The organism is Chromobacterium sp. Rain0013 (genome assembly GCF_015291765.1).
GTDB lineage: Bacteria > Pseudomonadota > Gammaproteobacteria > Burkholderiales > Chromobacteriaceae > Chromobacterium > Chromobacterium haemolyticum.
The window spans coordinates 4,727,353-4,740,540 of record NZ_CP031514.1; the positions used below are offsets into that span (position 1 = coordinate 4,727,353).

11 protein-coding genes are annotated in these 13,188 nt (G+C 62.4%); 6 read left to right on the forward strand and 5 right to left on the reverse strand.

Going from position 1 to position 13,188, the window contains the following annotated elements; all coding sequences use genetic code 11:
• Positions 1 to 26: 26 nt before the first annotated feature.
• Positions 27 to 1,067, reverse strand: a complete 1,041-nt coding sequence (gene mutY / locus DXT74_RS21630) for an A/G-specific adenine glycosylase (protein WP_196783925.1) — start codon at positions 1,065 to 1,067, stop codon at positions 27 to 29.
• A gap of 126 nt (positions 1,068 to 1,193) precedes the next feature.
• Here mutY and DXT74_RS23270 point away from each other — a divergent pair, with 126 nt between their 5' ends.
• From DXT74_RS23270 to DXT74_RS21645, 3 genes are all read left to right on the forward strand, one after another.
• The gene (locus DXT74_RS23270; protein ID WP_194426968.1) at positions 1,194 to 3,899 is read left to right on the forward strand and encodes a THUMP domain-containing protein; all 2,706 of its coding nucleotides are present in this window, start codon (positions 1,194 to 1,196) and stop codon (positions 3,897 to 3,899) included.
• A 203-nt stretch (positions 3,900 to 4,102) separates the two neighbouring features.
• A complete protein-coding gene (locus DXT74_RS21640) occupies positions 4,103 to 4,417 on the forward strand; it encodes a DUF1484 family protein (protein WP_194426969.1) in 315 nt (104 codons plus the stop codon).
• A gap of 195 nt (positions 4,418 to 4,612) precedes the next feature.
• Positions 4,613 to 5,215, forward strand: coding sequence for a MarC family protein (locus DXT74_RS21645; RefSeq protein ID WP_019100349.1), 603 nt, complete (start codon positions 4,613 to 4,615; stop codon positions 5,213 to 5,215).
• Between the two features lie 23 nt (positions 5,216 to 5,238).
• On the opposite strand, the gene DXT74_RS21650 is transcribed toward DXT74_RS21645, so the two are convergent.
• Entirely contained in the window at positions 5,239 to 5,964 is a 726-nt protein-coding gene (locus tag DXT74_RS21650; RefSeq protein WP_194426970.1) for an ABC transporter substrate-binding protein, read from the reverse strand.
• 277 nt (positions 5,965 to 6,241) lie between these two features.
• Between DXT74_RS21650 and DXT74_RS21655 the strand changes: the two genes are divergently transcribed.
• Positions 6,242 to 7,576: a dicarboxylate/amino acid:cation symporter gene (locus DXT74_RS21655; RefSeq protein ID WP_194426971.1), complete on the forward strand. Its 1,335-nt coding sequence runs from the start codon at positions 6,242 to 6,244 to the stop codon at positions 7,574 to 7,576.
• Between the two features lie 125 nt (positions 7,577 to 7,701).
• The gene (locus DXT74_RS21660) at positions 7,702 to 8,292 is read left to right on the forward strand and encodes a thiol peroxidase (RefSeq protein ID WP_081554377.1); all 591 of its coding nucleotides are present in this window, start codon (positions 7,702 to 7,704) and stop codon (positions 8,290 to 8,292) included.
• Between the two features lie 73 nt (positions 8,293 to 8,365).
• On the opposite strand, the gene DXT74_RS21665 is transcribed toward DXT74_RS21660, so the two are convergent.
• The 3 genes from DXT74_RS21665 to ppsA all read right to left on the reverse strand — a co-directional run bounded on the left by DXT74_RS21665 (position 8,366) and on the right by ppsA (position 11,687).
• The gene (locus DXT74_RS21665) at positions 8,366 to 8,713 is read right to left on the reverse strand and encodes a NirD/YgiW/YdeI family stress tolerance protein (protein WP_019100345.1); all 348 of its coding nucleotides are present in this window, start codon (positions 8,711 to 8,713) and stop codon (positions 8,366 to 8,368) included.
• Positions 8,714 to 8,774: 61 nt separating this feature from the next.
• Positions 8,775 to 9,158, reverse strand: coding sequence for a hypothetical protein (locus DXT74_RS21670; RefSeq protein WP_194426972.1), 384 nt, complete (start codon positions 9,156 to 9,158; stop codon positions 8,775 to 8,777).
• 141 nt (positions 9,159 to 9,299) lie between these two features.
• On the reverse strand, positions 9,300 to 11,687 hold the full coding sequence (gene ppsA, locus DXT74_RS21675; RefSeq protein WP_043632200.1) for a phosphoenolpyruvate synthase: 2,388 nt from the start codon (positions 11,685 to 11,687) through the stop codon (positions 9,300 to 9,302).
• A 321-nt stretch (positions 11,688 to 12,008) separates the two neighbouring features.
• Between ppsA and DXT74_RS21680 the strand changes: the two genes are divergently transcribed.
• Complete coding sequence (locus DXT74_RS21680) at positions 12,009 to 12,833, forward strand: pyruvate, water dikinase regulatory protein (RefSeq protein WP_043592814.1); 825 nt, start codon at positions 12,009 to 12,011, stop codon at positions 12,831 to 12,833.
• Positions 12,834 to 13,188 lie beyond the last annotated feature (355 nt).

Below are 13,188 nucleotides of genomic sequence, written 5' to 3' on the forward strand. Positions count from 1 at the left end.
TCAAATCGTGTTTCGACAGCGCCCGGCTACTCGGCCAAGCGCAACAACAACCGGCGCACCGGCGCGGGCACACCGGCGTCCGGCGCTTCCGCCAACGGCAGCCACTGGCCGTTGTCTTCCATCGCCGCGCCGCCGTTCAAGCCATCCAGGCGCGCCGGCAACGGCGTAATGATCAAACGATAATGCGTGAATACATGTTCCAACTCCGGCCAGGCCGGCAACGCGTCGCCCTGCCCCGCGCGCTGCAGCCAGTCCTCGGCCTGCGTCGAGGTCTCGAACTCCGGCAACGACAACAGTCCGCCCCAAATGCCGGAAGGCGGCCGCCGCTGCAGCCACACCTTGTCCTCGTGCGTGGCCAGCAGCATCACCGTATGGCGCGTGGGCACCGCCTTTTTGGGCCGCGGCGTCGGCAGCTCTCCGGTGCGCCCCTCGCGCGCCGCCACGCAGCCGTCCACCATCGGACAGACGGTACAAGCCGGCTTGCCGCGGCTGCACACCGTGGCGCCCAAGTCCATCAAACCTTGAGTGTAGGCGCTCATCAGCGCCTCATCCTGCGGCAACAATGTTTCGGCCAAGCACCACAAACGCTGCTCCACCGCCTTCTCGCCGGGGAAACCGGCAACGCCGAAACAGCGGGTCAGCACGCGCTTGACGTTGCCGTCCAGAATGGTTTCCCGCCGGCCGAAAGCAAAAGAAGCAATCGCCGCCGCGGTGGAACGCCCCACCCCGGGCAGGCGCTCCAGTTGCAAGCGCTCGGTCGGGAAGCGGCCGCCAAACTCGGCCATCACCATCTGCGCCGCCTTATGCAGATTGCGCGCCCGGCTGTAATAGCCCAGGCCGCTCCACAGTGTCAGCACATCCTCCTGCGGCGCGGCGGCCAAAGCCGCCACGTCCGGAAAGCGGGCGAGAAAGCGCGGGTAATATTCCAGCACGCTTTTGACCTGGGTCTGCTGCAGCATGATCTCGGACAGCCAAATCCGGTACGGGTCGCTGACTTGCCATGGCAAATCATGGCGTCCATGCATTTTTTGCCAGGCGGTCAGCCGCGCGGCGAATGAGCTGTGCAACATCATTTATCATCTTGAATCGAACCGGATATGGTAGCGGAAACCCTTGCAGTCACCAAGCAGCCTCCGGACAAATAAGTTAAAATCAAAGAATTGCTTAAAAGTCTGCTTACTCAAGGAAGTTCCATGTCCAGTTTCCGTTCCCGCCAGCGTGCCAATATGCGCCGCGATTTCAATAGCCGCGACAATGAGGCCAGTTCGCCGGCAGGCGGAGACAGCCCGGCCGGCAAAAGCCCCGTGATCCAGAAGAAAGCGCCTTCGGCGGACGCCTCGCCGCGCGCGCCCTATTCCGGCCCGCGCCCAGGCAATGCCAAGCCAAACTGGCAGGACCGCGGCGCAGGACAGGGACAAGCCCCGCGAGACGGCGGCAAGCGCGGCCCCTACCAAGGACGCGACCAACAAGCCGGGCGCGACAAGCCGTATGGCAACGAACGCCGCCCGCAAGGCCAGCAGCGCTTTGAACGCAACGAAGGCCAAGATAATTTCAAGCAGGACCGCTTCAATAAAGAGCGCGGCAACAACTGGCAACCGCGCAGCTTCGCCCGTGACGGCGAAGAACGCCCGCAAGGCAGCGGCCCCAAAAAGCCCTTCCATCACCGCGAAGACCGCGAACCGCGCGATTACAGCCGCGACCGCGGCCCATCCGGCCGCAAACCGCTGAACGCCGCCGCGGACGTGGAACAAGAACGCAAGCCTTACAGCCGCGACCGCGGCCCGTCCGGCCGCAAACCGCTGCATCTGGAGCGGGACGGCGAACAAGGCGCGCCGCAAGGCAAGCCGCGCTGGCAACAGCGCGACGGCGAGCGCCATGTGGATCAGCCGCGCAAGCCGTTCAACCCGTCCGCCGACCGAGAGCAGCGCTTCCGCCGCGACGACTCAGAACAATCCCCGCGCAAGCCGTGGCAGGAACGCCAGCACAGCGAGCAGCGCGAAGATGGTCCGCGCAAGCTGTTCGGCAAATCTGCCAACCGCGACAACCACTTCCGCCGTGACGACGCCGAGCAAACACCACGCAAGCCATGGCAGGAACGTCAACACGGCGAGAGCCGCGACGATGCCCCGCGCAAACCGTGGCAAGAGCGCCAGCATAGCGACCGCCGCGACGACGCCCCGCGCAAGCCGTGGCAAGAGCGCCAACACGGCGACCGCGACAACCGTTTCCGCCGAGACGACGCCGAACAAGCGCCCCGCAAGCCGTGGCAGCAAAACGAACCCGCTGAACGCGGCGAGGACGGCCCGCGCAAGCTGTTCGGCAAATCCGCCGAACGCGACAACCGCTTCCGCCGCGACGACAGCGAACAAGCGCCGCGTCAGGACCGGCGGCAAAGCGAGCCGGCCGAACGCAGCGAAGGCGGCCCGCGCAAGCTGTTCAGCAAACCGTCCTATCGCGACAACGACGACCGCCGCGACGACGCCGAACGCGCCCCGCGCCAAAGCTGGCAGCAAGAAGAACGCCCGCGCCACGAGCGTCGCGAAGGCGAAACTCGCCAACAGTTCGGTAAACCCGGCGCCGGCCGCCTGAAGCCGCTGGGCGACCAACACCGCGTGGAAACCCGCGGCGAACACCGCTACGCCGAAGCACCGCGCCATGCGCCTTCCGAACGCCAAGCGCCTAGCCTGACCCAGGTGCGCGACAGCGTGCTGTCCCTGTTCGCCCCCTGCCCGCGCGGCCTGGAAGCCATCCTGGCCGACGAACTGCGCGGCCTGGGCGCGCGCGACATCGCCACCGCCGACGGCGGCGTGGCTTTCGCCGGCGACCGCGATCTGCTGATGGCGGCCAACCTGCACAGCCGCACCGCCAGCCGCGTGCTGCTGCAACTGGCCCAAGGCGGCTACCGCAACGAGCAGGACATCTACCGCCTGGCGATGAACGTGGACTGGCCGCGCTGGTTCGACGTGTCCAACAGCATCAAGCTGAAGACCGACGCCATCCGCTGCCACTTCAAGAGCCTGGATTTCATCTCGCTGAAGGTGAAGGACGCGATCTGCGACCGCTTCCGCCAGGCGCAGCTGGGCCGGCCCAATGTCGACACCCGTCACCCGGACGTGCGCATCCATGTTTTCCTGACTGAAGACAGCGCCACCATCTACCTGGACACCAGCGGCGAGCCGCTGTTCAAGCGCGGCTGGCGCCAGGAAACCGGCGACGCGCCGCTGCGTGAAAACCTGGCCGCCGGCATCCTGATGCTGACCGGCTACAACGGCAGCCAGCCGCTGCTGGACCCGATGTGCGGCAGCGGCACCTTCCTGGTGGAAGCCGCCGACATCGCGCTGAACCGCGCGCCGGGCCGCCAACGCAAATTCGCCTTCCAGAAACTGCGCGGCTTCGATTCCGCCAGTTGGGAAAAACTGCTGCTGGACGCTCAACACGCCGAAAAGCCGCTGACCAAGCTGACGATCAACGGCTCCGACCGCGACCAGGCCATCATCAACGTCGCCAAGGACAACCTGGAGCGCGCCGGCCTCTCCGGCCTGGTGGAACTGAAAGCGATGGATGTGCTGGACGCTCGCCCCAACGGCGAAAACGGCATCCTGGTGGCCAACCCGCCCTACGGCGTGCGCATGGACGAACTGGACCAGCTGGCTGAATGGTATCCGCAACTGGGCGACTGGCTGAAGGCACACTTCGCCGGCTGGCACGCCAACCTGTTCAGCGGCGACCTGCGTCTGGCCAAGCTGATCCACCTGTCGCCCAAGCGCCGCACCCCGTTGTACAACGGCTCGCTGCAATGCCGGCTGTTCGTCATCAATATGGTGGAAGGCAGCGCCCGCAAGGAAAAACCGGGCGAGCAGGCCGAGACCATCGAGCAGGACGATCACGCCGCGGAATAACACAGCACGCGGACAACAAAACGGCGAGCCATGGCTCGCCGTTTTTATGATGTATTGCTCCAGAATATAAAGTGCGGTCTTCAGGCCGTTTTGAGGCTCATGGCCTCAACCCGCTCCTCAATCGCCGCCTCCGCCGATTCGTTTAAACTTTCAGCGATCCCCCGAGCCGCCCCGGCCCGCGCCTCGGTTCCGGAGGCGCAGCCATGAATCCCTTCCCCAGCCTCATTGAACTAGACCGCCTGATCCAGCAGCCGCACGCGCAGAGCCTGCAACAAAACGCACTGCGCATCCTCGAACCTGAGCTAAAACGGCTGACGCACTGCAGCCAATCCATCCACGACATCTGTCACGCCGCCTCGCTGAAGCTAGGTCCGATCCGCAACGCGCTGGCCGAGTTGCTGACGCTGCTGGACCAGACCGAGATCGAGCATCTGGAGCGCGAGCAGGTATATTGTCTGCTCGAATCCTTTGCCCGGCGCTTGCAACAGGCTTATGAAGCGTTGCAGGAACTGAGCTAAGCCCGCCAACGCCCGCCAGCCGCGCCTGGCGGGCAGACGAGCCGGCAGGCCAAACGAATAAAACCGTCGCAATCCGCACTAACCCATTCGGCATCGCCATGAGATAATCCCGCCCGGACGCGCGCTTAAAAATCCAGAGCCTTACGCCCAGGGCCTGCGCGCCATTGATACCACTCAACGCTGCAAGCACACACCATGCAAACCTCTTTTCTGTCCGCCACCGTCCTGCTGATCCTGATCACCGATCCGCTGGGCAATATTCCGCTGTTCATCGCCGCGCTCAAGCAGGTCAAGCCGGAACGCCGCCGCCGCGTGGTCTACCGCGAATGCCTGATCGCCTTCCTGGTGCTGTCCGCCTTCATGTTCTTTGGCCGCAATTTTCTGGACTTGATGCATCTGACCGATGATTCGATGCGGGTGGCCGGCGGCGTGATTCTGTTCCTGATCGCCATCAAGATGATCTTCCCCGGCGAGGGCAGCGTGTTCGGCGGCGACAAGATGCACGGCGAGCCCTTCATCGTGCCGATCGCCGTGCCGTTGATCGCCGGCCCCTCGGCGATGGCCACCGTGCTGCTGATGTCCACCCGCGAGCCGGAGCGGATGCTGGAATGGCTGGGCGCCTTGACCATCTGCATGCTGGTGACGCTGCTGGTGTTCCTGTTTTCCGGCAAGCTGCAAAAGCTGCTGGGCGAGCAGGCGATCACCGCGCTGGAGCGGTTGATGGGCTTGGTGCTGACCGCGATCTCGATTGAGATGCTATTGGGCGGCGTGGCGTCCTATATCAAACAATTCCACTGAGCTTAGCGCCCATATAGGTCAGCCTAGCGATAATGCTTGCGCAGCGCGTCGACCACGCCGTCGCGCTGCATACTGAGCAGCGTCTTGTTGAGTTTCTGCACGATGCGCTCATCCACCCCCAGGTTGCAGGCGAGGTACATCTGCACCGTGTTGAAGCTGAACAGCAGACGGATGGGCAGCCGGTTGGCGGCGGCGATGTAAGCGCCGCTGAACTCACCGCTGGCCCAGAAATCGATATGGCCGGCCACCAGCTTCTTGGCATTCAAATCGTCCGCTCTCGCCAGCTCCAGTTTGAAGCCCAGATCGGCCAGATACTGCGACGTGCCCGAACCTTTGTAGCTGCCTATGGTGTAGCCGCGCGCGTCCTCCAGCGTGGCCACCCCCGTGGGGCTGTGGGGGCCGGCGAACAGGCTCCAGGAATTGCTGACCAGCGGCCCCACCCATTTGAACTGCCCCTCCCGGCTCGCCGTGCGCGAGGTCGAGTAAACGCAGCTATTGCTCTCCTGCTGTGCGATGGCGTAGGCGCGCAGCCAGGGCAGCAGTTCCATGCTGTACGGAATGCCGGCGCGCTGGAACAGTTCGCGCAGGATGTCGGTGGACAAGCCGCCGATCTTGCCCTCCTCCAGCGCGATATTGAACGGCGGGTAGTCCTCGGTCAGCAGGCGGAGGCGAGGCGAGGCCGATTCCGCCATGACGCAGGCAGAGAGCGCGCCCAACAACAGGGCTAGGTAGACAAATGCGTGCCTCATGGCGACAAGCCTCCCGCTGGATTCTAACGATGCGTCTTCCAAGCATAGAAGCTGACGGCTTGGATGGAGCCTTGCCTCCGCCAAAACGACGCGGCCATGCCAACGCGCAGGCGTGATTTGGTTCGTGTTGGGGATATCCCGCATAGGGATATCGGCAATTCGTCGCCGCCCCTCCTCTTGCTAGCATCCGCAGTCATGGGCCATCAAGAGCCCGCTTTTGATTGCATAACAACTTCGGCCCCCCGCGCCGGAGTCAGACAACGCTACAGGGACCGCGATGCGAACCAAAACCCCTCTTTACCAGCGCCTCTATTTCCAGGTGCTGCTGGCCATTTTCCTCGGCGTGATGCTCGGCGCCTTCGTTCCCGACCTGGGCGCGAAGATGAAGCCGCTGGGCGACGCCTTCATCAAACTGATCAAGATGATGATCGCCCCCATCATCTTCGCCACCGTGGTGGTGGGCATCGCCAAGATGGGCGACATGAAGGAAGTGGGCCGCGTGGGCGTGAAAGCGCTGTTCTACTTTGAAGCCGTCACCACACTGGCGCTAGTGATCGGCCTGGTGGTGGTGAATGTGCTCAAGCCCGGCGCCGGCCTCAATGTGGACCCCAGCACGCTGGACGCGCACTCGGTGGCCAAGTACGCGGCCAACGCCAAGGAAATGAGCAGCATTGATTTCCTGATGCACATCATCCCGGATACGGTGGTGGGCGCGTTCGCCAATGGCGAAATCCTGCAGGTGCTGACCTTCTCGGTGCTGCTGGGCCTGGCGCTGACCAAGATGGGCGACAACGGCAAGACCATCGTCCACATCCTGGACGAGTTTTCCCACGCTCTGTTCGGCGTGATCAATATGCTGATGAAGCTGGCCCCCATCGGCGCCTTCGGCGCGATGGCCTTCACCATCGGCAAGTACGGCGTGGGTTCGCTCAAGCAGTTGGGCTTCCTGATGCTCTGTGTCTACCTCACCTGTTTCGCCTTCGTCTTCGTTGTGCTGGGCACCATCGCCAAACTCAACGGCTTCAGCCTGTGGCGCTTCCTGGTCTACATCAAGGAAGAACTGCTGCTGGTGCTGGGCACGTCTTCGTCGGAATCCGCGCTGCCGGGCATCATGAAGAAGCTGGAGAACCTGGGCTGCTCCAAACCGGTGGTGGGCATGGTGATTCCCACCGGCTACTCCTTCAATCTGGACGGCACCTCCATCTATCTGACCATGGCCGCCATCTTCATCGCCCAGGCCACCAATGTGGACCTGACGCTGGCGGAGGAGCTGGGCCTGCTGGGCGTGCTGCTGCTGACCTCCAAGGGCGCGGCGGCGGTGACCGGCGGCGGCTTCATCACCCTGGCCGCCACGCTGGCCACGCTGGGCGGCAAGCTGCCGGTGTCCGGCCTGGCGCTGCTGATCGGCATAGACCGCTTCATGTCCGAAGCCCGCGCCATCACCAATTTGATAGGCAACGGCGTGGCCACCATCGTGGTGGCGCGCTGGGAGAAGGCGCTGGACGAAGAACGCATGCGCCGCGTGCTGGCGGGCGAGCCGGTTCTGCCGGAGGAGCCGGCCGACTCGCCGCTGCCCGCTCAGCTGGCCACCGCGAAAGCCGCCCAATCCTGAACTTTTGTTTTCCCAGCCCTTACAGCCTGCGTCCACGCGGGCTTTTTTTATGCTCATAGCAAAACGGCGGCTTGATTTTGCCGTCATGTGGTCCACGATAGAAGAATGGGCATAGGGAGACGAGAATGAGCGACTTCATGTTGCAATACGGCGATGAGTTGTTGCCGGTGGAGGGGGACTTCCCTGAAGTGGGCGCTTATCTACCCAGCTTCATGCTGGTGGGCGACGGCAAGCAGGACGTGTCGCTGGAAGGCTTGGGCGGCGTGCCCAAGCTGATTCTGACCTTGCTCTCGCTGGATGAATACGAGCATGGCGGCCAATATCTGCTGCAGGAGACGCGGCGCTTTCTGGAGCGCTGGCCGCAAATCAGCCTGGTGGTGATCACGGTGGATTCGCCGTCCTCTCTGGCCCGCGCCCGGCGCGAGCACGGCTTGCCCCACGTTACCCTGCTGTCCACGCTGCGCGGCCGCGATTTCCACAAACATTACGGGGTGTTGATCCGCGAATATCCGCTTAGCGGCTACACCGCGCCCGCTCTGCTGCTGGCCGACGGCAGCAACATCATTCATTACGCCGAGCGGCTGCGCAACACCCAGGATCTGTTCGACTTCGAAAGGATCAACCACTTGCTGCGCGAAGCCGAGGAACAGGCACTGGAGGCGCAACAAGAATTGGAGCACGAGGAGCAGTTGAAGGACGAAGGCCCGTCACAGTAAGCCCCCAATAACAACACGGGCCCGGCCTGCTCATGCAGCGCCGGGCCCGTCGCATTGGCCAGGGGAAAGCGGCTTACGGCAAAACTTCCACCAGCTTGGCGTCCACCTTGGTCGAAGTCAGTTCCTTGTCCACTTCGCCGACGATGCGCAGCTTGCTGTTCTGGTCGAACTTTTTCGCCGGCAGGCGTTTCTGGCTTATCTTCACCGTCATCGAACCGGTGGCGTCGCGAAATTCATAACGCTTGTGGTCGATCTGGCGCACGATCTTGCCTTCCAGGGTAACCGGAGTGTCGTCGGCGGCTTTCTGCGCGGCGGCTACGGTAGTGACCGCGGCCGGCACGCCGGGGCCGGCGAATTCCGCCTGAGCGGCGAACGGCAGGGACAAGGCGGCGGCAGTGAGCAGAACGGTGATGGTTTTCATGTTGTGGCTCCTTAAGTGTTGGTTGACGGTGCCATTAAAACAGCGCCGGCTTAACGCAAACTTAAGCGTTCGCCCGGGCCCCCAACAAGCGGCGCGAAGAGTCCAGATCGGCCGCATAGCCATGCTGAGCATAGCTCGCCTGCTGACGGTAATGCGCTTGTTCGCTGGCGATTCGCTTGTCCACGCCCTTGAGCGCAAGCTGCAACTCCGCGTTCAATCTTAAGTCTTTATGCCCGAAGCTGGCCGGCAGCGGTTTGATCTCCGCGGCGATGGCATCGCGCAAAGCGCCCAAGTCCGCGTAGCTGCCGCGCTCCACGGCCTGGTTGGAGCAAGCCTTTAATACTTTGGCCAGCGCGCTGGCCTCCTTCGCCTGGGGCGCGTTCAGATAGCGCGGGATCAAGATATCCAGTGTCTGATGGGAAACCGGGAGAAATGGGAGTCGCATGGGTGCATCCTGATAAAGGTGATGAGTCGAATCGTTGATGCCGCCCAGCATATGCATCCGTTCCCGCGCCAGCTTGCAAGAAACGCCGGACAAAACAAAACCGCCCGGCAAGCGGGCGGTTTGAAAGCGGTGAAACAGGGATTAGCTGTTCAGTTCACGCGCCAGGTACAGCCAGGTCTCCACCACGGTGTCCGGGTTCAGGGACACGGTTTCGATGCCCTCTTCCACCAGCCACTTGGCGAAGTCCGGATGGTCGGACGGGCCTTGACCGCAAATGCCGATGTACTTTCCTTGCTTGCGGCAAGCCTGGATCGCCATGTGCAACATGGCTTTGACCGCTTCGTTGCGCTCATCGAAGGTGGAAGCGATCGGGCCGCCGGAGTCTCGGTCCACGCCCAGCGTCAGCTGGGTCATGTCGTTGGAGCCGATGGAGAAACCGTCGAAGTGCTGCAGGAACTTGTCCGCCAGCACGGCGTTGGTCGGCAGCTCACACATCATGATCAGGCGCAGGCCGTTTTCGCCGCGCTTGAGGCCGTTGGCCGCCAGGATCTCCACCACTTGCTCGGCTTCGAACAAGGTGCGCACAAAGGGAATCATCACTTCCACATTGGTCAGACCCATCACGTCGCGCACTTTCTTGATGGCGCGGCATTCCAGTTCAAAGCAATCGCGGAAGGATTCGGCCACGTAGCGCGCGGCGCCGCGGAAACCGATCATCGGGTTTTCTTCGTGCGGCTCGTACAGCTGACCGCCGATCAGGTTGGCGTACTCGTTCGACTTGAAGTCGGACATGCGCACAATGACCTTTTTCGGATAGAAGGCGGCGGCCAGAGTGGACACGCCTTCGGCGATCTTGTCTACGTAGAAGTCCACCGGGCTGGCGTAGCCGGCGATGCGGTCGCTGATGGTGGCTTTCAGATCCGCCGGCAGCTTATCGAACTCCAACAGCGCTTTCGGGTGGATGCCGATCTGACGGTTGATCACGAACTCCATGCGCGCCAAGCCCACGCCTTCGTTCGGCAGCTGCGCGAAGTCGAAAGCCAGTTCCGGGTTGCCGACGTTCATCATGATCTTGACCGGGGCCTTGGGCATCTTGTCCAGTTCCAGGTCGATCACTTCCACGTCCAGCAGGCCGTCATAGATGTTGCCGGTGTCGCCTTCGGCGCAGGAAACAGTGACCTGCATGCCTTCGGACAACACCTGGGTGGCGTCGCCGCAACCCACCACGGCCGGGATGCCCAGCTCGCGCGCGATGATGGCCGCGTGGCAGGTACGGCCGCCGCGGTTGGTGACGATGGCGGCGGCGCGTTTCATCACCGGCTCCCAATCCGGGTCGGTCATGTCGGTGACCAGCACGTCGCCCGGCTTGACGCGGTCCATCTCGGACGCGTCCTTGATGGTGCGCACCACGCCCTGGCCGATCTTCTGGCCGATGGCGCGGCCTTCGCACAGCACTTGCGATTTGCTGTTCAGGCGATAGCGGCGCAGCGTGTCCTTGCGGTCTTCCTGCGACTTCACCGTTTCCGGGCGGGCCTGCAGGATGTAGAGCTTGCCGTCGTGGCCGTCGCGGCCCCACTCGATGTCCATCGGACGACCGTAGTGCTTCTCGATGATCAACGCGTATTCGGCCAGTTCGGCCACTTCGGCGTCGCTGATGGAGAATTGCTGACGCTCCGCCGGGGACACGTCCACGGTCTTCACCGAGCGGCCGGCTTGCGAGGCGTCGGTGAACTCCATCTTGATCAGCTTGGAGCCCATGGTTTTGCGCAGCACCGCCGGACGGCCGGCTTTCAGCGTCGGCTTGTGCACGTAGAACTCGTCAGGGTTCACCGCGCCTTGCACCACGGTTTCGCCCAGGCCGTAAGACGCGGTGATGAACACGACGTCTTCAAAACCAGATTCGGTGTCGATGGTGAACATCACGCCGGCCGCGCCACAGTCGGAACGCACCATGCGCTGCACGCCGGCGGACAGAGCCACTACGTCGTGCTCAAAGCCTTTGTGCACGCGGTAGGAAATGGCGCGGTCGTTGTAGAGGGAGGCGAAAACGTGTTTCATCGCATCCTTGACATTGTCAAGGCCGCGTATATTCAGGAAGGTTTCTTGCTGGCCTGCGAACGAGGCGTCGGGGAGGTCTTCGGCGGTGGCGGAGGAGCGGACGGCAACGGAAATATCGGCACCGCCGGCATCGGCCACCATCTTATCCCAGGCCTCTTTGATATCGGCGTCAAGCTTGGCGGGGAACGGGGTATCGATGATCCATTGCCGGATTTCCTTGCCGATTCGGGCCAGTTCGCTGACATCGTCGATGTCCAGATTGGCCAGTGCGGCGCTGATCTTGTCGGCCAGACCGTTGTGCTGCAAAAAATCCCGGTAAGCCTGCGCCGTGGTGGCAAAGCCGCCTGGGACGCGAACCCCGGAGCCGGCCAATTGGCTGATCATTTCACCAAGGGAGGCGTTCTTGCCGCCTACCTGCTCCACATCGGTCATGCGCAGTTTCTCGAACCAGATGACGTAGTTCTCAGCCATCACTTCACTTCCTGTGTTGGATTGGGACGATAGGGCCGCATTCTAGCCGAATTACGTGCCAGATGCGTAGCGTCTTTTGCAGCGCAACACGGGTTTTCGGCGGAACGAGGACAAGCATTGCAACAGAATCAATAAGTTGACAGACATTCCTGATGAAAATGATTGTCAAAACCGTGTAATTTACGCACTACACGGCTAAGCGGCGCTCCTAGCGGGTTTCGTCGCGGCCTTTCAGAGTATAGAATCCTTTGAACCCCGGGCGCGCCGCAAAGCGCGGCAGGCGCGGTTCCGGCCTTGTTCACTCGCAATACAGGTGTTTGCATGCCCCACCATCTCCGCTCCGCCTTCTTCGTTTCCGATCGCACCGGCATCACCGCCGAATCGCTGGGCCATACGCTGCTGACCCAGTTCGACACTGTGGAATTCAAGCGCGAGACCATTCCCTTTGTCGATACCGTGGAAAAGGCCGAAGCGCTGGCGGAGGTCATCCGCCAAGTGTCGGAAACGGATCACCTGAAGCCGCTGGTGTTCACCAGCATCATCAACCCGGACGTGCGCAGCGCGCTGCAGGTTGAGAACGCGGTGATGATAGATTTCTTCGACACCTTCATTGGCCAGCTGGAACAGGAAATCGGCCAGCGCGCCTCGCTGAGCGTGGGCAAGGCCCACGGCATGGTCAACGAGGAGAAGTACGATCACCGCATCGAAGCGGTCAACTTTTCGCTGAACCACGACGACGGCGTCAAACTGAAGGACTTGCATGAAGCGGACGTGATCCTGGTGGGCGTATCCCGCTCCGGCAAGACCCCGACCTGCCTGTATCTGGCGCTGCAATACGGCATCCGCGCCGCCAACTACCCGCTGACGCCGGAAGACCTGGGAAGCCCGACGCTGCCCAAGTTGCTGCTGCCGTTCAAGGACAAGATCTTCGGCCTGACCATCGACCCGGCGCGGCTGCACCATATCCGCTCCGAGCGCCGGCCGGACTCCAAATACGCCAGCATGGACAACTGCCGACGCGAGGTGAACGAGGCCGAGTCCATGTTCCGCCATCACGGCGTCCCCTTCATCAGCACCACTCACAAGTCCATTGAGGAAATCGCCTCCACCATCATGCACAAGGCGGCGCTGGGCCGGCGTTTCTAAGAAGCTGTTCAAAATCTGCTGCGCTTCGGCGATACGGCGTTGAAAACATCCTAGAAATGCTCATGCACCACTTGACCATTCCGCTTGTTGGCTCGTTTTCGCCTTGTCTCGCCCTAGCTCGCGAGACTTTGAACAGGCTCTAAGACCTGCTAACAAAACCCCTGATCCTGCGTTGCGCCTCCTTGTCGTACCACTTGTACTGCCTGCGTCGGCGCGTCTTGGCTCAGGTTCTCTGCGAGGTTTTGTTAGCGGCTCTAAGCCTTGCCCGTATCCCATTGGAACCGGCCGGCGTCGCCCGGCCGTTTTCATGCCCACCGCCTAAGAAGCTCAGCAACAATATCCATATAGCACTTTG